23 protein-coding genes are annotated in these 20,255 nt (G+C 31.4%); all 23 read right to left on the reverse strand.

Going from position 1 to position 20,255, the window contains the following annotated elements; translation table 11 throughout:
• Positions 1-160: 160 nt before the first annotated feature.
• On the reverse strand, positions 161-730 hold the full coding sequence (locus IEO70_RS04695) for a manganese catalase family protein (protein WP_190997204.1): 570 nt from the start codon (positions 728-730) through the stop codon (positions 161-163).
• A gap of 12 nt (positions 731-742) precedes the next feature.
• Entirely contained in the window at positions 743-1,006 is a 264-nt protein-coding gene (locus IEO70_RS04700) for a spore coat protein CotJB (RefSeq protein ID WP_190997205.1), read from the reverse strand.
• A complete protein-coding gene (locus IEO70_RS04705; protein WP_190997206.1) occupies positions 1,003-1,242 on the reverse strand; it encodes a spore coat associated protein CotJA in 240 nt (79 codons plus the stop codon). Before IEO70_RS04705 ends, IEO70_RS04700 begins: the two co-directional genes overlap by 4 nt.
• Positions 1,243-1,420: 178 nt before the next feature.
• On the reverse strand, positions 1,421-2,059 hold the full coding sequence (locus tag IEO70_RS04710; protein ID WP_190997207.1) for a GNAT family N-acyltransferase: 639 nt from the start codon (positions 2,057-2,059) through the stop codon (positions 1,421-1,423).
• A gap of 79 nt (positions 2,060-2,138) precedes the next feature.
• Complete coding sequence (locus tag IEO70_RS04715) at positions 2,139-2,327, reverse strand: paeninodin family lasso peptide (RefSeq protein ID WP_190997208.1); 189 nt, start codon at positions 2,325-2,327, stop codon at positions 2,139-2,141.
• A 49-nt stretch (positions 2,328-2,376) separates the two neighbouring features.
• Positions 2,377-2,562: a paeninodin family lasso peptide gene (locus tag IEO70_RS04720; RefSeq protein WP_190997209.1), complete on the reverse strand. Its 186-nt coding sequence runs from the start codon at positions 2,560-2,562 to the stop codon at positions 2,377-2,379.
• Between the two features lie 76 nt (positions 2,563-2,638).
• Complete coding sequence (locus IEO70_RS04725; protein WP_190997210.1) at positions 2,639-4,435, reverse strand: ABC transporter ATP-binding protein; 1,797 nt, start codon at positions 4,433-4,435, stop codon at positions 2,639-2,641.
• 35 nt (positions 4,436-4,470) lie between these two features.
• Positions 4,471-4,905: a lasso peptide biosynthesis B2 protein gene (locus tag IEO70_RS04730; protein WP_190997211.1), complete on the reverse strand. Its 435-nt coding sequence runs from the start codon at positions 4,903-4,905 to the stop codon at positions 4,471-4,473.
• Positions 4,906-4,923: 18 nt separating this feature from the next.
• Positions 4,924-5,868 carry an aldolase gene (locus tag IEO70_RS04735; protein ID WP_190997212.1) on the reverse strand — a complete coding sequence of 315 codons (945 nt, stop codon included), beginning with the start codon at positions 5,866-5,868 and terminating at the stop codon, positions 4,924-4,926.
• Between the two features lie 386 nt (positions 5,869-6,254).
• The gene (locus IEO70_RS04740) at positions 6,255-7,421 is read right to left on the reverse strand and encodes a nucleotidyltransferase domain-containing protein (RefSeq protein WP_190997213.1); all 1,167 of its coding nucleotides are present in this window, start codon (positions 7,419-7,421) and stop codon (positions 6,255-6,257) included.
• Positions 7,422-7,550: 129 nt separating this feature from the next.
• The gene (locus tag IEO70_RS20175) at positions 7,551-7,682 is read right to left on the reverse strand and encodes a hypothetical protein (protein ID WP_268938716.1); all 132 of its coding nucleotides are present in this window, start codon (positions 7,680-7,682) and stop codon (positions 7,551-7,553) included.
• A 4-nt stretch (positions 7,683-7,686) separates the two neighbouring features.
• A complete protein-coding gene (locus IEO70_RS04745) occupies positions 7,687-9,633 on the reverse strand; it encodes an asparagine synthase-related protein (RefSeq protein ID WP_190997214.1) in 1,947 nt (648 codons plus the stop codon).
• A 91-nt stretch (positions 9,634-9,724) separates the two neighbouring features.
• Positions 9,725-10,786 (reverse strand): glycosyltransferase family 2 protein, encoded by a 1,062-nt coding sequence (locus tag IEO70_RS04750; RefSeq protein WP_190997215.1) that lies wholly within the window; start codon positions 10,784-10,786, stop codon positions 9,725-9,727.
• 38 nt (positions 10,787-10,824) lie between these two features.
• On the reverse strand, positions 10,825-11,949 hold the full coding sequence (locus IEO70_RS04755; RefSeq protein WP_328820870.1) for a glycosyltransferase: 1,125 nt from the start codon (positions 11,947-11,949) through the stop codon (positions 10,825-10,827).
• Positions 11,950-11,979: 30 nt separating this feature from the next.
• Positions 11,980-13,116: a GNAT family N-acetyltransferase gene (locus IEO70_RS04760; RefSeq protein ID WP_190997216.1), complete on the reverse strand. Its 1,137-nt coding sequence runs from the start codon at positions 13,114-13,116 to the stop codon at positions 11,980-11,982.
• 85 nt (positions 13,117-13,201) lie between these two features.
• The gene (locus IEO70_RS04765; protein WP_190997217.1) at positions 13,202-14,146 is read right to left on the reverse strand and encodes a glucosamine inositolphosphorylceramide transferase family protein; all 945 of its coding nucleotides are present in this window, start codon (positions 14,144-14,146) and stop codon (positions 13,202-13,204) included.
• 15 nt (positions 14,147-14,161) lie between these two features.
• Complete coding sequence (locus tag IEO70_RS04770) at positions 14,162-15,247, reverse strand: DUF3329 domain-containing protein (RefSeq protein WP_190997218.1); 1,086 nt, start codon at positions 15,245-15,247, stop codon at positions 14,162-14,164.
• Positions 15,223-15,549, reverse strand: coding sequence for a DUF6056 family protein (locus tag IEO70_RS04775; protein ID WP_190997219.1), 327 nt, complete (start codon positions 15,547-15,549; stop codon positions 15,223-15,225). The genes IEO70_RS04770 and IEO70_RS04775 overlap by 25 nt, the downstream gene beginning before the upstream one ends.
• Complete coding sequence (locus tag IEO70_RS04780; protein WP_190997220.1) at positions 15,546-15,971, reverse strand: GtrA family protein; 426 nt, start codon at positions 15,969-15,971, stop codon at positions 15,546-15,548. The genes IEO70_RS04775 and IEO70_RS04780 overlap by 4 nt, the downstream gene beginning before the upstream one ends.
• 5 nt (positions 15,972-15,976) lie before the next feature.
• The gene (locus IEO70_RS04785; RefSeq protein ID WP_190997221.1) at positions 15,977-16,960 is read right to left on the reverse strand and encodes a glycosyltransferase family 2 protein; all 984 of its coding nucleotides are present in this window, start codon (positions 16,958-16,960) and stop codon (positions 15,977-15,979) included.
• 209 nt (positions 16,961-17,169) lie between these two features.
• The gene (locus IEO70_RS04790) at positions 17,170-18,282 is read right to left on the reverse strand and encodes an acyltransferase family protein (protein ID WP_190997222.1); all 1,113 of its coding nucleotides are present in this window, start codon (positions 18,280-18,282) and stop codon (positions 17,170-17,172) included.
• A gap of 154 nt (positions 18,283-18,436) precedes the next feature.
• Complete coding sequence (locus IEO70_RS04795; protein ID WP_190997223.1) at positions 18,437-19,975, reverse strand: lipopolysaccharide biosynthesis protein; 1,539 nt, start codon at positions 19,973-19,975, stop codon at positions 18,437-18,439.
• 49 nt (positions 19,976-20,024) lie between these two features.
• The gene (locus tag IEO70_RS04800; protein WP_190997224.1) at positions 20,025-20,234 is read right to left on the reverse strand and encodes a hypothetical protein; all 210 of its coding nucleotides are present in this window, start codon (positions 20,232-20,234) and stop codon (positions 20,025-20,027) included.
• Between the last annotated feature and the right edge of the window lie 21 nt (positions 20,235-20,255).

Genomic DNA, 20,255 nt, shown 5'->3' on the forward strand with positions numbered 1-20,255 from the left:
CAGATTCCGCGTCACCACGGACACCCTTGCGTTAAGCTAACTGTTACTTCTGCCTTCACAGCTCGGGACTTTCACCCTATAGATTGCACCCATGCCGGGCGCACTTAAAAAGGAGCTTGCTACATTTTGTAACAGACTCCTTTTACATGACATTCCTAATTTAAAAAAATTTCTTTTTCCCCTGATCCTCCTTCAATATTTCTACAGCTTCTCGGAATCGCTGCGAATGAATGATTTCCCGTTCTCTGAGGAAGCGGAGCGAATCATTCAGATCCGGATCATCTGACATATCGATAATCCATTGATATGTGGCCCTAGCTTTTTCTTCAGCAGCAATATCCTCATACAAATCAGCAATCGGATCGCCTTTTGCTTGGATATAAGCAGCTGTAAAAGGTACACCGGCAGAATTATGATAAAATAGCGCAGAGTCATGCGCAGCATAATGCGCATCTAATCCTGCATCACGCATTTGCTGTGGTGTGGCGTCTTTTGTTAATTTATAAATCATTGTAGCAATCATTTCCAAATGAGCGAACTCTTCAGTGGAAATATCTGTAAGCAAACCAATTACACTGTCAGGAATGGTATACCTTTGATTCATATATCTTAATGCAGCCGCTAATTCGCCATCTGCCCCTCCATATTGTTCTACTAAATACTTTGCGAGTGTTGGGTTGCATGTACTTACCTTTACCGGATACTGCAGCTTTTTTTCATATATCCACATACGCTTTCCCTCCTATACTTGCCAAGGCCAAGGTGAACTGTGCCAGGACCATTTGCTGTCGGCGTAGCTGTTTCCGTATTGCTGTAACGGACCGAATTTTGATTCGAATTGATACCTGAGTTTTAGTCTTTTCTCGACGTTCTCATTAAACTGCGCAATCACTTGCTGATCTCCGGGATGGGTATCTAAATACAGTGTTAATTCCACAAGTAAAAAGTCGACAGCTTGAAGCTCTTCCAGAAGCTGATAATACTCCGGCGGCAATGATTTGGTCATTTCCTCACCTGCTTTTTGTACGGATTTTCATAATAATCATAAAAAGCAGGCCAAAGTGTACCTTTCTGTAAAGCTTCTTTTGCAGAAAATTGCTCTAAATTTGGCGGCTGGAATCCCATATATAAGTTAGGTGGAGTGCGATAATACTTTTTGCCGATCGGCGGACAAGGATCGAAGTCGCTGTGAAACGGAGTATAAGACTTAATTTGCGTATAGCGAATCGCTTTGTTGCTCATAGAAGCACCACCTCATGTATTTATTCACAAAACAAGTATATGAGGTGGTGGTAAGAATATGAGTAATTATCTGAAATTCAGCCGATTGAATGGGATATGTATTAGGGGGATTTTTTAATCAATGAGGTTGTTTGAGGTTTAATAATAAATAGCTGATTGCGATTGCAGTCAGCTATTTTTATAGTTTGATTCGGCACTTATTAAAAAGCTTCTTCCATTCAAAAAAATGGAAGTATGTTTTAGTAAAATATTTTATATTTGTAGAAGTATGGCACATTGCAAGTAATTGTTTTACCTTGGATGTATTATTCATAATGGCTTCTATATCTAGTACAACAGGAATTAAAACTGTAGTATCTGCTAATTGTTCTTCCCCTATTTGCTTAACAGAAAGTCCAAAGAGTATACGAACCATGCGATAAAATTTCTTTTCCATTAAAGCTATATAATACTTCGGTTTGTTTTCTAAAGCATGCTGGTGAAATATAGGGAAGAATTGCACAAAAAGACCTTTACTTTGGTAATCTTTATGAATACATATTTTGTCTACCTCCCAGACCCGTCCTTCGTTTGAAGTTATTTCCGGAAAGGAACTAAATGAATAATGCCTTTCAACAGTACTCTCTGGATTGTTAGGGCTATATGGTACAAACTCAACTGTTCCAATGGCCTTCGTACTGTCTTCGGGATGCATCATCAGATAACGAATCCCGCTTTTTGTGTAAGGATCATTATACCAATTATTTTTCTCACAAAAATATTCCCAAGTTTGTTCGAATTGTTTTTGTTGTTTTTGGGTTTTTACGATTTCAAACATATTCTGTCTCTCCTCTATTAAATGCTAAGTAAAAAACTATTATCCATTGAAAATGAAGGATAATAGTTTTTTTATAAAATTATGACTCTGTTGGATATACTGGATCAGTAGGGGTAGGATCAGGACAGTTACCAGGTCCATGATGACTATGACCCTTATTACATTTGTGCTTACCTCCTCCACCTCCACTACCACTACCACCACTGATACCTTTTAGTGTCATACGAACATCTAATACTTCTAATTCAGGCTTTATCCAATTTAACATACATCCAATCTCCTTCCAGATTAATTAAATATAGATGAGGATTAGAGGATTAACTATCAAAACTATTACTATTACATTTTTTAGGTTGATTTCCTGAAGGATTGCATCCAGGTATTCCACCATAATTAGGGTTTCCTGGATCTCCGTTTTCTTTTGGGGCATGTCCTTTTTTCATGGTCATGGAAATATCCAAAATTTCCAAATTTGGTTTCTTCCATTGAATTTGAGTAATCATTTTAATCCCTCCTTTTATTTTGAATGTTAATTCCAATAATAGTAATAAAAAATTTGTTCACCTCCCTTCTTAAAAACTATTGAAGTACTTCCATTTGCTTTCCAAGAAGTTTATGAAAGACTTTATTTTTTTCTTTTGATAGCTGAATAAATCCACCTTGTTGGACTACTTTCCCATCTTCAAGTACGAGTACTTGATCAGCGTTACGAATAGTTGAAAACCGATGCGCGATTACGATGATGGTCATTTGCCCTTTTAATCGATCAATAGCTTCTTGTATTTTTGCTTCGCTTTCTGTATCAAGGGAACTTGTAGCTTCATCAAGTACTAGTATTGCTGGTTTTCTTAAGATGGCTCTAGCTAAGACAATCCTTTGTCGTTCTCCCCCTGAAAGCTTAATTCCACGATCACCGATAAAGGTGTCTAAACCATTCGGCAACTTTTGAACAAACTCAGCAGCTGAAGCAAAGGCTAACGCTTCCCACATTTCTTGTTCAGTAGCATTAGCCTCTACCAATAATAAATTCTCTCGAATACTGGCGTTAAATAAAAAAGGTTCTTGTGGTACGTAGCTTAAAGAGCTTCTTAATGACAATAAATTCTCATCTGATAATGGCTGCCCATCAATCAAAATAATACCTTCTTCTGGTTTATTTAGACCCATGAGTAAATCAATTAATGTGCTCTTACCGGCACCAGAACGACCAACAATAGCTGTCATCTGATTGGCTGGAATTGTAATGTTTATATTTTGAAGTGCATAACGATCTTCGCTAGTGTTGTAACGAAATGAAACTTGCTGGCATTGGATTTCATTTTTAATCTGTAATTTCGGGATTTTTTCATCTTCTTTAGGTTGAAACTCTTTATATTTCTTACATTCCAGTTGAAATTGTTTTACAGCGTTAAATGAAGGTAGAGTTGTCGCAATTTGCTCCAATGACCCTTGTATACCTGCTACACGAGGCCAAAGACGAGCAAAGATGATAATGATTAACATTAGTTGACCCGCTTGTGCTTTAAACATATTTAAGGAAATGAAAATAAATAGTGCAATAAAAAGTGCTGAAGCTGTTTTGTAGTAAAATTGAGAGGTAGTTCGTAATTTCATATAATTGTATTGTTCTTTTTCAATTTTTCTTGTGATGTCATCAAACCATTCTAAACGAGATTTTTCGAGAGAATTACTCTTTATATCTTTTATACCATTCATTTGATCCGTTATTCCTGCAAAAAAATCCCTACCTAAATGAAAATTTGTATTACCAAGCTCCAAAGATTTCTTTAAAAATTTTCGATTTAGAAAGACAAGTAGGACTCCGCTCAACAACACAAAAGTAGTAATGGTTGGAGAAAGCCAAAATGCTATGCCTACTTGAATGATGGTGAAGATGAGAGAAGCGATGAACTGTAAAAAGGCATTTGTTCCTCCTGTCGTTTTTGCGATTTCTCCCATAATAAGGTTAATTAGATCTGATTTGCGATTTTTGACGAAAAACTCCCATTTTGTGAACATAAGGTTTTTATAGGTTTCAGCTCGAAATGTACGCAAAAAACCATTTTGAATAACAGCATTTTGCATAACAATTTTCCGATCAATTAGGTTATATCCGACTACAACCATAAAATAAATGAATAAAATAATTGGTATAGAAATAGAGGTAGGAATGTCTTCAATAAAGCTTAAAAATCTTAAATAGGAACTATTTTCAATACCGAAATCTACCATTCCAGTCATGCTAATCATTGGGATTAAAAGTAAGACTCCAACCCCTTCTAATACACCGACAAAAGTCATGGCTAATATGGTCGCATATAATTTTTTACCTGCATAGGCTTGAATTTGTTTAACGAAATATATAATATCTTTCACTTTGACCTCCTAGGCTGGATCATGATAATAGCGGCTTAAATATTTTTCGCGAATGTTGCGACAACTGTAAACTTATGTTTTCCTTCCGTTCCAGAAACATAGTAATTGCCGCTCCTTAGCCAAGCGTGTGCCACTAATCCTGTTTCGTCCTTAGCCGTTCCTAAGTAGAGTGTACTTTCAATACCTCTTCTTTCTAGCATTTTCATACCTGCAACTGCCTTAACTAAGCATTCGCTTTCCCAAAATGTATATCGGCTCATTAGATATAAAGCACTAGATATTTTTTGAGCTATTGCTCTTTTCTCCGCTGTTAATTCCTGTTTTGTTTCTTTCATATGGTTTCCTAGAACTGGTGCCATTTTAGAAAACTGCGTTGTTTTTTTGTAGCGAGCCCATGCTAATAAAAGGTAGGCCTCTATTAACATACTCTTATCCTTGTACTTTAAAAAGGTGATCATTTTATTAATCATATACTTCAACTCCAAGATTTAAGTTGTAACAGTCTCTATTCCCATAACAGATTTGATTAAATCAACAAGTTCATAAGCAGAAAAATACGATGTAGGTCTTTCTACACGAAATATAGGGACTTTATTCGCCACTTTAGCAGATTCAGAAAAATGCCATTCAATTTGATTCATCCCATTTAAAAAGAAATTTCGATAAGTATGTTCATATAGCAGTGGGAATCGTTGCATTTTATCTATATTGGATAAAACTATCTGTTCATGATCCACTTTAACTAGCTCGATTATTCCGAATAAAGCAATCGGTTGATCATGGAATTGATTTGTAACAGGTATAGTATATTTATTTTCACGGTTGAATATTGGTCGTAGATTTGAATGGTCCATAGCAAATCCATTTAAACTTTCAATCCATAACTTTTGCTGCGGATAGGCTGGAATAATCATAGGGGTATTATCTTCTGTGAATTTAATTGGAATAACGTCATCACTTAGCAATAAAGCTCCTTTTTGGATAAAGGCTGAGGCAAGTGTTGATTTACCTGCTCCCGAATGTCCAACGATTGCGTAGGCTTTACCTTCGACAAATATGGCGCTTCCATGCAATGGCAATACTCTCCTTTGCATTAAAATAGCTCCCATACATGTACCTAATACATATAAACGAATTTGATCATTATTTGCATTTGCATATGGTGAAACAATAATTTCTTTACCTTTACTAATAGAAAAGATGGCTACATCAGGTATATGAAATAGACACAAATCCTCATTTATATAAAAGTAAGTGTTCTCTTTTAAGTATGTATTTTTGATTGCCGTCAAATCACCAAATGTAATTGTTACATCTTCTTGGTTAATACAATCTTTTATTGGTATTAATTCTAGAAGTGGTAATACACTGTTAATTGTTAAACCAAACGCTTTATAATAATTAGTAATATTTTCGTAGTTTTTGTTAGACATATAGGTTTAAATCCCCCTTATCACTGTTCTTTATAGAGAACTATAGACATCTTAGTTTATTTTTCATATAGCGTCAATATTTAACATTATAAATAATAAATAAAACCGCACCCAATGATACTAATTATCTAGTTAGTTATCATTGGGTGCAGTTCTTCATGGGGATTTTGCTCCTGTAGCGCAAAAATAACACTATTTAAAGTATTGTTATTCATTGTCATATTTTAAAATACCAAAATCAACAATGTAGCTCATACTGATCATTAGAACCAATCCCCCCAGCAATCCAACAATCATCATTCCACGAATATTCAAATATGACTGAAACCCAGCGAATGATTGAATTTGCTTTAAAAGTAGAAAATCTCTTTCAAGTGAATTTCCGCCTACGATAGAATAGGCTTTTTCACCTTTCTCCATGCCCATAGGAACGGTCGTAAAGGGAAATAGAGAAAGTGCATTTTTTTTGGTAAAGGTAAAACTTCCGCATCCTCTGGAAATGGATAAAATAAGCTGCATAAATAAAGTAATTTTTGATGAGAGGACATTAATGAAATGGAGTGCCTTTTATGGTACTCAGCAACTTCCTCCGGCAAAGGTAATGTGTGCAAATTAACCATTCTTTCTAAATAAAATATGGCTTCTTGAGCTAATTCATAAGATTTTCGGCTATTTACAACTCTTTTCATTTCATTAGTTATTTTCACACCCAATAATTGATTGACTAAGATTAACGCTTGACCAGCAATATGAAGATGATGATTATTTTTACATAGTCTATATACTAACTCCCAATCTAACAGTTGCTTTACAATCTGTTGAATATCATCTAACCAGCGTAATCGTGACCAGCCATGTCTTGATCCATGAATAATAAGATAATGGAATAAGTCCTCTTTTCCTAAATAATAAACTGATGAACCCATAGCTTTACTTTCTCTTTTTCTATTCCAGAGGTCACAAAAACTTGTTTCCTTTCCTGGTCCAGGATGTAGACGCCAATGGATTTCTAATTTTATCTGTTTATGAGGATGAAAATACGTCACATGATGATGTCTAAAACGCCAATCATTGAGCACTGTTTCGATATAATCGTCTTTCTCATATCCTTGTTCTATTAATATTTTTTCTGTCTCATTTAATCGATCAATGGGGATTAAAAAGTCTAAATCACTTGAGGTACGAAGTGAAATGTCTCCATATAAATCTTGAGCAACTACTGGTCCTTTTAGAAAGAGAGTTTTAATATCCTTTTCATCTAGTAATTTATGAATTAGGGCCATTTCCCCGCTTAGTTTAAGCATTTGCAATGTATTTCTTTTATAAAGGAATGATAGCTTTTCTTTGACGGTCAAAGGTATTTTTGATGATTCAATATCTTTAATTTTAAAATAAATACGTGGAAATAACCGATGGTGTATTGCGTAGGATAAAAAAATGTCCCAATCAATATTTATACTTATTGTCTGAGACGATATTGACTCTTCTTTTATTATATCAAGCATTAATCTAACTTCTTTAGGTATCTCTTGTAATTGAAGGCTTTTTACCATTTTGTTCTCCTTTAGTAAAATTTAGATATGTATGTGAGAAAATAAATTCTGTATTGCTGGAAATTTAATCACAATAAAGCATTAGCCTGATTCTATTGAGTAGAAATCAGGCTAACTCACTTTTAATTATTAAGACTCATGATGCGGACCATATGCCGGTTCTCCTACATATGCCTCATCGTGATATCCCTCATAACCAGCTGCCATAGTATTCTTAACTGCAAGAGTTTTCAATTCAGGCGTAAACCATACTTTTTTCATAGTATCACCTCCCTTCAAAGGTTTTTAAAAAGCGATCAATGATTAAGCTCCTCATTGCAATTCGATAGTCAGGGTTATTAGCAAATTCGATATTAGGTCCTTCTTTAACTTTTGATATTGCATTTTCAATGGTTTGTTTATCCATGTACTTAAAGATAAAATCATTCTCTAGAACTTTATCTAGTTGTTTTACATATGCATTCCAAGTAGGAGTCATTCTATGGACCCAATCAACGCCTTGTACACCACGTGTAATTTGATTTAATCGAATTTGATCCGGTAGCAAACCCTTCGTAACCCTACGAATTAAAGATCTTCCCATTCCACTCTGTACAAATTGACTTTCTGGTACAGATAAGCAAAATTTTATTACACGCAAATCATTAGTAGCATCTCTTTTCCAAAGCTTATATTTTAAAGAAAATTTACAGCCAAATGTATTAGTTGTATTCCAGTGAAATAGTTCTTGAAAGTGTCTTTCCTTTGCTTTAAATAGATTTGGTAAAGAGTGATTAAGTTCGTCAACCCCATATCTTTGCAGTTTTTTATATACACCGTGTTTCTCTGCAAAAATTGGATTGATCATGCTTCTTGATTGATATTTCTCCATATATGGTGAAAGAGAATTAATGAGCGGGAATGCAAGTTTTATAATGATAGGAATAAGGCGTTTCCTATTAACCTTAATATTTTGACTGTATAAATGTAATTCATTATGCAATTGTACCCACTTTAATTTTTTTATTAGAGTCGCATAATACTCGAGTGGAGGTCCCCATGAAATTGATAAATTCCCTCTACCACCATTTAAAAGCACTCCTACATCATTTTTAGCGGCCTCTTGAAAAACACCTTTAAGCCAGATGGAGTTTTCAAAGTATTTATAGGGCGTTTCTAATGTATCAATAAAATCGTCCATTTCAGTAAGGGGGTCCATATTGTTAAAATCATAAAAGTTGCTAATTAAGCCTTCACCAATATAATCCGTTGTTTTTTTAATTAAAGATCTTTCATCTGCAATCATGTTCTTCGGTGTGAAATCATTAAAATCTTTGGGTGGATGGTAAGTGTATGTATATAGCGGTTTATTAATCTTTTTTAATTTTTTTGCTGCTAAGCTGACAATTGAACCTGAGTCCAAACCTCCGCTTAAATGCGATCCTACATTTCGATGAGTCCGCAAGCGATCATGAACGGCTCTTTCAAACACTTCTAAAAAGGCTTCTTCATAATCCTCATTCGTTTTAAGTTTTATTTTGTTCTCTGTTGAAAGTGTAATATATCTATTTAGTTTTAAACGACCATTATGTATAGTAAAAGAATGGGCAGGAGGCAGTTGGTGAATATTATCATAAACAGAGATTGAAGTATCCACAGTATCTATTACACTTGATATCGCTAAAAATTCTGCCAACCACTGTTCATTTATTTGTTTTTTAATAGTTGGCAGAGTAAAAATAGGATGAATCACAGTACTAAAGACAAAGCGGGTATAATCTTGATAATAATAGAGTGTTCGACTTCCCGAAAAATCTCTGGCTCCAAATAGTTTTTGTTCTCTTTCATCCCAAATGATGTATGCGAAATCGCCAACCAGATACTTTGGTGAGTCCTCTCCCCACTTACTATAAGCTAATAGAATCAATTGACTATCAGGTATTATCTTTCTTTTGGAGTTCTCTATTTGTAAAAGTTCGAATAATTCTTTGCGATTATCAATGATAGCATCTGCAGTAATAACTAATTTACGTTCTTGATTATAAAAAGGAAGCGGTTCTCCTACAGATTCGGGTGTAATCCACTGTGAATGACAACCTAAGAAAATATGATTTTCATTCCAAATTTGAACGTCATCTGATGGGTATTTTGATAGTGAACCTATCATTCCATTAATATGTTCTATTGAAACTGGTTCTTTATTCGTATGATAAATACCAACTATTGCACTCATAGCATTCTCTCCGATATAGTCATTTCGTTCTTTTTAAAGAACAGTTTACTAATATAATACACGATTTCATATTTTTGGTAAAGTTTCATTTTCAAAAAGCTGATATTTTTGTAATAAAATTTACTAGCCGCTTTCTCGGTTTGCTTGATTTATACTGTTCATATCCTAATGTATATAAGTAATCAATATCTTTTGATTCAATAGACGTTAAAAATGATGATGGAAAATAACTGATTGATCCATCATTTTTCGCTGCTTCTTGAATGGATTCATTTAAAACATAGGATTTGATTTTATCTTTAATTTGTTGTTCTTTAAGGTCACTATCGAATAAATTATTAAGAGCGGTTTTAAAGGTATTTAATAACATAATACTTATACCTTTATATTGAAAATGTTTACTTTCAATGTAGTATTCATCAATGACTTCCTTTTGAATCTCATAACCGTTAACTATATCATCAAAGAAATAGGGCATGTATTTACTAGTAATACCACCCGCTCTGTAATAATATAAAGGTTTATTAATCACTTTAATACGATTCGTTTTAAGGAAAATCTCTAAGTTATAGTAAAGATTCTCGCCTAAGAAATGTATTTTCTCCAGGAACTTCCCACAGTTGAGTAATAAATCCTTTTTATATAACTTCCCAAAAAGATTTGCTGGAAATGGATGACCATAAAAATAAGCAACTATCAGTTCGTTCATTATTTTTTCTTTATCATATAGCTTGTCTTCTTTAAAATATTCGCTATTATTTTTTCGTTTTATCAACTTGCTATTGCCTAGTACTTTATACATATTGCAAACTGTTATGTCTGCGCTGCTGTTTATCGATTCTGTATAAAGTGTTTCTATCATTTTTTTATCAATCCAGTCATCAGCATCAACAAACATTACATAATCTGAGCTTGCAGCCTGTACTCCTTTTCTTCTTGTCGCAATACTGCCTTCATTTTTTTTATTTATTACAAGTATTCGGTTATCTTTTTTCTGATATTTTGTGCAGATACTTAAACTAGCATCAGTTGAACCGTCATTTACTAAAATTAATTCGAAGTTGGTAAACGTCTGATTAAGAATTGATGTAATACACTTATCCAGATATTTTTCAGCATTATAAATTGGCACAATCAAACTTACTAATCTCAATTAATAACCTCCTCATCTAGCCTATTATTCAGGGTATATCACGAAATTATTTTTTCTAATAATTTTATGTTTTTCTCATAACTAAAAAACTCTTGTCGCTCTTGACTTTTCAATCTATATTCCAATAATAAATGAGAGGATGATAACATTTTTCTCAACCCTACATAAATTCCACTTTCACTATTTTCAACTAACAAACCGTATTTCCCGTTATCTAAAACTGCAGCATTACCATCACAATCCGTCCCTATTATAGGTAATCCCAAAATAATTGCCTCTGCTATAGATAATGAATAGCCTTCAGTAAATGAAGGAGAAATGTACAGACTAGATTTGCTCATATATTTGAACGGGTTTTTTCTAAAGCCTAACATTGTTATTTTTTCTCTTAGTAAAGGGTCTTTCTCAATTAATTGCTCTAATTTTAACTTTTCTGGACCGTCACCTAAAATTAATAAATTAAAGTTATATCCTTCTTTCAATAATATTTCACACGACTTTATTAATCTTTCAACACCCTTTTCAATACTTAAACGACTGGAACAAACGATTGTAAGATTTTCATTAAATGTATAATCCTTCACTGGTTCCTTAGATAATTTTTCTATTTTAACTGTATTTATAGGATTTGCTAAGATAATACATTTCGATTCAAAAGGAAATTTGCTACAAAAGTTCTCTTTTGCGCTATTTGTTAGCAGAATGATCTTATCAAACCTGCCATATCGAATTTTTTTAAAAGCGTATTTTAGTTTATTGGAAAACGTTAAACGATCTGATTTCAGATGTTCTAATCCTCCATGAACCCACATGATTTTTTTGCATGTATTTGCACTGATTGGATAAGTAAAAACATCTTTAGTTGTAATAATAATGTCAAAGGGCTCTTTTACTATTAATTTATTCATTATTGCAGGAGGGAAAAACATAAATAAATAATATAAAGCGATTTGTAAATATCCTGCAGGGGGTTCTTTGAACAGATATTTAATTTTAACCTTATCTGGTATTTTTTTAAGATTTTCTTTTTCTTCGTTTGTTTTATACATAATAAATAAAGTGACATCAAATTTAGAATAGTTTAAACCTTGAAGAGTATTTACGATGACAGTTTCAACACCGCCAACTGACATGACATCAGTAACCAGTAATAATTTTTTCACAAAGAAATCACATCCTTAGAATATGCAATATTAAGAAGTGCTTTTTGATATTCTATTTAAGAATAACGGTTGTAAATTATCATTAAAAAATTTCGAGTCATATGTTTTGAGCATATATTTAAACAAGGTGGACTTAATTGTACGATTGAAACAAATGTAACGCACATTGTATCTATTAGATGCACCCCATTTGTATTTATATGCCTCATTACCACGGAGAAAATCAAAAACGTCGCAACCTTCTCTACCAGCTTGAAGTATTAGATTATATATTAAGAGTTGTCCGACAGAATATTTCGCAAAGTTCATATCAAAAGTTGGTATATAATAATAAAATTTTTTTCCATCTGACATACCAAAATGAATAGCGATAATTTCATCATTATGGCTTAAATAAGATAGATGTAGTAGCTTTGCTTTATGTAAATTAATTGCTGCACTTAATAAAAAATCCCTTTCTGTTGCAGATTGAAATCTGCTTGGAGTATCTGTTTTCTCCCATCTCTTACAATGAAGATCAAAAAGTTTTTTCATTATTGGTTCTATTTCTTCTTCAGTAATTACCTTTTGATAAACTAGTTTCCCGCTTCGTTTTATTTTTCTTTCTTTATAATAAATATCTTTTAGCCACTTTTGATCAAAATTATTTATTGTTTTCATAATATCTTTGTTAATTTTAAAGTATGGACAAGCTTCAATTCTATTTCTCTTTAATTTGGAATTACTAGATAATTTTTTATTCAGAAATTTATCAAAGCATGAGTACTCCGGTATATTCCCCCAATCAAAATAATCCCAATTCGTTTTATCTTTCATAATTTTAGCAAACACTAAGTTTAATGCTTCTTCTGCAGAATAATTTTTAGATAGTATAGGAACTAAGTAATCGGAAAGTTCAGAACCTACAGGTTTCAAAATACGAAAATTAACTCCTGCTAAGGTAATGACATGAATATATAGAGGAAATACCCCAACAATTTCATTACTTTGCTTAATTTCTAAAATATAAGGAATTATAGTTCTTTGTTTTGTTTTATACTCCCACCAAGATTTAAGCCAATTAACATCTTGAAAAATAGTAATATCATGATAATCCTTGTTCAATTCAGACCAGTTGTTTAGGATTTTATCAAGGGAAGAAATATCATTATGTTCGTAAATATTCAAATGACTCACTCCTATTCTTTAAAAGCAACTAATGAGAGAAGCGTCTTTTTGCGTGTCATAATCATATACTAAGTTCTTTTGCAATTTAAGCTTGTTTCCCATTAAAAACCCTAATAGTACAAGCAATGGGATTTCTTAAAAATCGCTTTAATTTCCATATTAATAAGTTTTCATTATGAAAAAAATGGCCATCAACCACAATGAGCCATTCATTATCATTTATTTTCAGTTGGTCTATTTGATGCATCCCATCTTTTCTCCAGTCCCCTTGTTTATCTGAACCTTTCAAAACTATCTCAACCTCTTCTTCAGAATATTCACTCTCAGATAAAGTTTTGATTTTAAATGACCTTACCGATTTCCCATAGAATAAAGAATTATCTTGAGTAAATCTATATATATCGCCATCATGAACAATGACTCTGCCGGCCGGTCTCGTAATAGAATTGTTATTTTTAATGAGTGGACTACTAGGATGCTCTGCCCATCCCGAATCTATTTTATTAGAAAAGAATAAATGTAATTTACCCGGGGAACCTGCAAACATCCACCATTTTTCATTGTAATAAAATATTGAAGGGTCACTATAATAACCATGAATCAACTCACAAACCTTCTCCCACTCATTAGGAAAAGACTTAGATTTATATAAGAAAACCCCATTAGCCTCAGTTGACTCAGGTATCATAAAAAATTCATTATTGCTTTTAAAGACATAAGGATAAGACAAATGGCACTTTTCCTTTAATACAATTCTCTCATACTTCCAATTTTCTCCATCGTTACTTGTGGCTAGACCAATTTCTCCACGGGCAACAATTTTATTCATTACTTCAAAGAACATAAAATACTTTGATTCGTGAGCGATAAGGAAAGGATCTGCAATAAAATCAGCAGGAATATCAGTAACATCTTTAGCTGTCAATGTTGGCTTAATAAATTCCTGCTGATTCGGTTGAGAGTCAACAATTAATTGGGACTTAAATACTTTTATAGACCAGATAGGAAAGTTGATTTTTTTCTTAAACATAAGACCTCCTGGGAGCTACTCCTTATATTCTTTATTAATAACAACGGAATCTAAATGATAATATTGTGCAAATATTGTATTTGGCCATTGATTAGCATCCTCACCTACATCCCTTATAAAAACATGGTTAAAGAAGGTATCTATTGAGCTAGTTGTATCCATGGTGAATCTTTCAAGGATTATATCCTTATTTTCATTTGCTACATTATTATTAATATATTCTAATCTAGCACTATACTCATTATTTAGCTGGTAATATTTCATTACTACAAAAGCCATAGTAACTAACAAATATAGACTCATGACAACTGGTATAACCTTATTCATTTTATTAATCCTAACAGGAATGATTTCTATTCGTACTAAACTCATAACACCAATAATTAAAAAGATTGTTGATGCAAAACCAGCTCTTTCAGGAAAATAGGGTGAAGCAAACATGATCAGATTATTCAAAATGCTAATTAGAATAAATACGAACGAGAAATTTAGTTCTTTCTTATATTCTATATATAGGCTAGCTAACTTAATATTATTTTGTTTGCAAAAACTAATGAGTAAATAAATGAGAATGAAAAGAAATATCCATATCATTGATTGATAAAACATAATTTTCATCGTCACTATAATGGGGATTTTTACATGATATAGAAGAAATGAATCGTTTTCTAACAAACCACTTCTTAAAAAATTACCAGGTGCAAAAAACATGAATAGGTATCCAATAATAGTTCCTGTTACTCCTGATATCATCCATTTTGTTAATAATTTATTTTTATAAAAATAAATCAACAGTAATAGTGAAACTAATATGGTTGATAGTGCAGTATTTTCATTTGTCCAACCACAAAGAATTCCTAATAAAAACATGCCAATAAAAGATAATTTACTATTCTTTAGTGTATCTGATGAAAAATATTTTAGTCTGAAAGGCAATAAGAAAAGTAGTATTATAACAGTAGTCCACAGATAATTAACTGATCCTATTATCCAAATTGTTGTTTCTCCAAAGTTAGGTATACTAACCCAGCAAAAAAAAGATATAAATAATAAAACTATAAAGTTAAAATTTTTACTTATACTTTTTTTTGTGAGTGCCAATAAATCAAGATAATTAACAACACATAGACTAGGGAATTTAATACAGCTTGAAATACCTTATCAGCTAGTAAAAGCGTTTGACCAAAAGTATGAGCAACCGTTCTACCTCCCCATTCCATGTAATGCATATATTGTGATTTTATAATATCTGAGAAATTCTCTATTCTTTTAGATTTGTCCCACATAAACGAATAATTATAGTCATCTGCAAACATTGGGGCTAAGAAGTTAAAAATAAACATGAATGAGAAAAGTAATAACAAAAGAATATAGTTTTTAAATTTAATTAAATATATGCTCAATCGCTTACGCCTCCGATACCGGTGTTTCTAGATTTAAAAATAATTAGTTTGCTGAAAAAGAAATTACATATAACTATAAAAATTGTTACTGCTAATTTAGCTAATAAATGGTTAAATTGATAGCTTTCAATTAAAAAAATTAAACTAATAGTTTCAACAAAAAAAGAAAAAAAGCGGAAAAAGTAAAATAAATATAACTCCTTTAAAACAACAGAAACTTTGGTCTCTTTACTTTTAAACACGTAAATTTTATTGGTATAAAAGGCAAAAAGCACTGATACTATCCATGATGTTGAAGTTGAAAATATATAGTTGTAACTTAAAATTTCTGACAATAAAAAATAACAACCAATATTAAGTATGGTTGTTAATATTCCGAATAATACATATAGAGCAGCTTTTGAGTGAATAAGTTTATTCATCTTCTTCACTCAAATAATACAGAAGAACTTTTTACTTTATCTTCATATACTTCTTTTTCTAGATTTCCACTATACTCAGAAACGAAATATAACGGTCTTCTTTTTGTTTCCAAAAATATTCTACCTAGATATTCACCTATAATACCTATAGTGAATAGTTGAATTCCGCCTAAAAATAATATTACTGTCATCAAAGATGGGTATCCTGCTACCTCTTCACCTAATAGGAATGTTTTTAGAATCACCCATAGCATGAATATAAAAGCACCGATTGATGTAATTAATCCAAAGATGGTTGATAATCGTAAAGGAATCGTTGTAAATGATGTAAATCCTTCAATAGCTAAATCGAATAGTTTAAAATAATTCCACTTTGTTTTACCAGCTGCTCTTGGATCACGATTAAATAAAATTTCTTTCTTTTCAAAGCCAATCCAGCTAAACAAGCCCTTAGTATATCTTTGTGTTTCTCTCAAACTTTTCAATGCATCTATACATTGTCTATCAAGCAGACGAAAGTCACCTGTATTTTGTTGAATAGGTATTTTCGTTACAGTCTGAAGTAGTTTATAAAATTTTTCAGCAGTCCATTTTTTGAGCCATGTTTCCCCGGAACGATTGTTTCTTTTTGCATATATATCCTTATATCCTTCTTCCCAATGCGTTATCATTTGAGGTATTAATTCTGGGGGATCTTGAAGATCAGCATCAATAATAATTAATGCATCACTGCTTACAAAGTCAATTCCCGCTACCATTGCAATTTCTTTTCCAAAGTTTCTTGATAAATTGAGATACGAAATTCGATTGTCTGACTGTTTTAATACGCGCAGAATCTTCAAGGTTTTATCTGAACTACCATCATTAACAAATAATAACTCAAAATTATAATGATTTAGATTATTTATTACAGCAATTAACCGATTGTATAATAAATGTAATACATCTTCTTCATTATATGCTGGAATTAGTATTGTAATAGTTTTCATTAATTTCACCTACTTACTTAATATTCAGACTTATTTACATGAAGGATACTATTTTTTTATTATTGTGATTTTTTTCAGTGAATATCTTCTTCATCTAATATCTCTTCAACAATATTTTTACTTGTTACTTCATTTACACATTCCCCTTTTATTTCCACTTGCAATCCCAAACAATAAATATCTCGACTCATTTTGATTTGAACTGAATACTAAAGCTTTGCTGAGTCAGTTTTTAGTGGATTATAGACTCTATCTTTAAACGAATTTTCTATTTTACGTTGCTTCTTATCAATCACTTTTACTATTGGTTTATACATAGTATTAATTACATATGATGAAAGAAGACTAAAGAAGACTAAATTAAGAAATATTAACAATGGATATTTTGGAGCAAAAATAAGATTTGGAAATAGAGACATATAAAAAAACATATGTATAAGCCATATGTTTGTAGAATGATCCCCCATATACCGTAATGATTTTTGTAACCAATTGCTTTTATTCATCAAATTGAATAAACAAATAAATAGAATACCTGTAATAGGTGCTATTATCATTGATTCATATAGTGCATGTATAAATACAAGTAAGAAGATTCCTAACATACAAGCCAAATTTTTAAACCTTACTTGATAAAATTGCTTATGAAGTTTTGTATAAATATGATCCTTAGCAAAAATCATTCCTACAACAAAAGCAAATTGTGACGTACCAACTAACACAATTGCATTCACTATTGTCACTAACATAAAATTATCACCAATATCTATGAATTGTTTTATCCTTTGCAAATAACTAAAAAAATAAATAACTCCTGCAACAAAGAACACAAGAAGAGTAGAGTGATTCTTAACAGTTTTCATAAGAAATGGTGTAAGAATAATAAGAATTACATAGGTTTGAACATACCACCATGCACCGTTAAAAGAGTTTGAGAACAGTAAGAAATTCAATAGAAAAGATGTAATACCACCTGAGAATGCCTCAGAATATTTGCCAAGAAAAAATGCTACTATCATAAACGTAAATAAGATTATCCAAAAATTGATAAGCAATTTTAGTATTCTATACATATTCTTTTTGATAACAGATCCTTTTTCTTTTCTCAAACTAACATAAAGACCATAGCCGCTTACAAATAAATATATAGGTACACATGCATCTCCAAATAAAGCTAAATAATAAACTAACGGAACACCATTTATTTCTGGGAATATTTCATACAGTCCGTTTATTTCTTTTCTAGCAAATAAATGAAGAGCTAACATGAATAATATTGCTACCCCTTGAAGAATCTTCATATCTTTTTTACTAAATTCCATTCAGTTCCTCCTTGAGATTAAGTTTAGTAACTTCATTTATATCTATGTTCTTTTAAATAATTGGTTGATAGTTTATATATGATTTAAGATTTTAAGGAATAATGTTAACATGCATTCAACCTTCCAGATTTAGCCTTTTAGAATGGAGGTTGAATTAAATGCGGATCTTTTTATTAACCCTGAATTTTTCTCTAATTAATAATACAGCTGTATTTCTCATATACTTAAACTCTTCCGATTTATAGAAAATAATTAAGTAAATTATATTTGGTACTGTCAAGCATACAAATACTTTTATTAATAAATTTAAGAAAGTCACTTGAACATAAAAACTACATAAATAACTAGTAATCATGTATGTCCCTATTGCAAGCAAACAAAATACTACGTAATTTGAATAGTATATATATACAGGCTTTTTAAATATATCTTTATAAACTAAATAAGGGGTTGACCAGAATGGACCCACTAGTGTACTTATTAAAGTTCCAAGGAAAACACCTATAATTCCTAAGTGTTGAACAAGAACAATGGATATAATGAGATTAATGACTGCTTGGAATAAAGGTATGTAACGATCTGCATGAAAAATCCCCCCTGTTGTTTTAATTGTGGCAACAGGATTACGCATACCTCTTTCAAAAAATAACAGAACTAAAATAAGCAAAACACTCATTTCCATTAAAAACTCAGAACCAATCCATAAAGTAATAAATGGATTAATCAAAACAAGTAATGAAATGGCAGCAAAAGAATATAGCCAGAAATTTAATAATCTATATACTTTATAAATATTATAAATTTTCTCTGAATCTTCTTTGGCTACTAAATTACCTATACTATGATAGATATTGTTCGATATTTGATACATGAAATTTCTGCAAATTTCAATTAGCATATTGTAATTCGCATATAAACCAACTGCCGTTACACTTATGAATGAAGAAATAATAATATTGTCGGTACCGAGCACAAGGTAGTTCCCGAAATTTTGTAAAACAATAGCTTTAACGTTTTTTTGTATATTTAACTTTGTTTCTTTGTCTAATTTCCCTGCAGATTTATTTTTCAGATAAGGGTACATCTTATTAACAATATGAGCCAATATAATAGATGTTAAGAGAATAGTAATACTCTCAATTACCAAAAATAAAATGTAGTTTTGAGTAAAATATAGAATAGCAATCTTTAAGCACATAGTTATAATTGAAGATACAGTAAAAATGGCAGTTACTATATATCCTTTTTGACAAACGTTTAAAAAATTATTTTTATGAATAAATAAATAAGGTAATACTGTATTCATTAAAAATATAAGATAAATAAAGTGAATATTCTCCACATCAGTTTCCTTTATGAATACACTTAAAAAAGGTAAAAATAGTAATCCTAACGCCAGTACAATTAAAGCTATAACTAAGTATGCATTACGATAAAATTTCATTAATACAACTATTTTTGTTTGGTTATTTTCGGCTACTGGCTTATACAGACTATAAACGATACTTGATCCGATACCTGCCTCTGCTAAAGCTAATATACCTAATATATTGGCTAATAGCGCATTTATACCCAGATATTCTATGCCAAGACTGCTAATAAAAACGGTCCTGGAAATAAAACTTAACATAGTGATTATGAATTGATTAGCTAATCCTGCGGTTATATTTAAAATTGAATTACGAGTTCTCATGTTTTTCTCCTTGCATTTTTCCTTTTGCAAAATAGAAAAATGAATGATTCTATAAAATAAAACCCTTCAAATCAGTTAAATCCTTCCTCATTTGTTCTTTCTTAGTTTCAGATATTTTACCATTTGTAGTGAAATTACTATCATATATTTTTGTTGAACTATTATTAAATTGTTTATTTGTATTATCATTATACTTAGATAATGTTGCTAGCAATTTTCCCCTATTTTCAATCCCATTTTGATATAATCCTCTAACCATTGTTCCTCCAGTATGAATTTT

Source organism: Peribacillus faecalis, assembly GCF_014712675.1.
Taxonomy (GTDB): Bacteria; Bacillota; Bacilli; order Bacillales; family DSM-1321; genus Bacillus_AD; species Bacillus_AD faecalis.

Excerpts from the sequence above, each read along its gene's own strand:
- IEO70_RS04695 (WP_190997204.1), bottom strand. The coding sequence starts at position 730 with ATGTGGATATATGAAAAAAAGCTGCAGTATCCGGTAAAGGTAAGTACA.
- IEO70_RS04700 (WP_190997205.1), bottom strand. The coding sequence starts at position 1,006 with ATGACCAAATCATTGCCGCCGGAGTATTATCAGCTTCTGGAAGAGCTT.
- IEO70_RS04705 (WP_190997206.1), bottom strand. The coding sequence starts at position 1,242 with ATGAGCAACAAAGCGATTCGCTATACGCAAATTAAGTCTTATACTCCG.
- IEO70_RS04710 (WP_190997207.1), bottom strand. The coding sequence starts at position 2,059 with ATGTTTGAAATCGTAAAAACCCAAAAACAACAAAAACAATTCGAACAA.
- IEO70_RS04715 (WP_190997208.1), bottom strand. The coding sequence starts at position 2,327 with ATGTTAAATTGGATAAAGCCTGAATTAGAAGTATTAGATGTTCGTATG.
- IEO70_RS04720 (WP_190997209.1), bottom strand. The coding sequence starts at position 2,562 with ATGATTACTCAAATTCAATGGAAGAAACCAAATTTGGAAATTTTGGAT.
- IEO70_RS04730 (WP_190997211.1), bottom strand. The coding sequence starts at position 4,905 with ATGATTAATAAAATGATCACCTTTTTAAAGTACAAGGATAAGAGTATG.
- IEO70_RS04735 (WP_190997212.1), bottom strand. The coding sequence starts at position 5,868 with ATGTCTAACAAAAACTACGAAAATATTACTAATTATTATAAAGCGTTT.
- IEO70_RS04740 (WP_190997213.1), bottom strand. The coding sequence starts at position 7,421 with ATGGTAAAAAGCCTTCAATTACAAGAGATACCTAAAGAAGTTAGATTA.
- IEO70_RS20175 (WP_268938716.1), bottom strand. The coding sequence starts at position 7,682 with ATGAAAAAAGTATGGTTTACGCCTGAATTGAAAACTCTTGCAGTTAAG.
- IEO70_RS04745 (WP_190997214.1), bottom strand. The coding sequence starts at position 9,633 with ATGAGTGCAATAGTTGGTATTTATCATACGAATAAAGAACCAGTTTCA.
- IEO70_RS04765 (WP_190997217.1), bottom strand. The coding sequence starts at position 14,146 with ATGTTTAAGAAAAAAATCAACTTTCCTATCTGGTCTATAAAAGTATTT.
- IEO70_RS04780 (WP_190997220.1), bottom strand. The coding sequence starts at position 15,971 with ATGAATAAACTTATTCACTCAAAAGCTGCTCTATATGTATTATTCGGA.
- IEO70_RS04785 (WP_190997221.1), bottom strand. The coding sequence starts at position 16,960 with ATGAAAACTATTACAATACTAATTCCAGCATATAATGAAGAAGATGTA.
- IEO70_RS04790 (WP_190997222.1), bottom strand. The coding sequence starts at position 18,282 with ATGGAATTTAGTAAAAAAGATATGAAGATTCTTCAAGGGGTAGCAATA.
- IEO70_RS04795 (WP_190997223.1), bottom strand. The coding sequence starts at position 19,975 with ATGAGAACTCGTAATTCAATTTTAAATATAACCGCAGGATTAGCTAAT.
- IEO70_RS04800 (WP_190997224.1), bottom strand. The coding sequence starts at position 20,234 with ATGGTTAGAGGATTATATCAAAATGGGATTGAAAATAGGGGAAAATTG.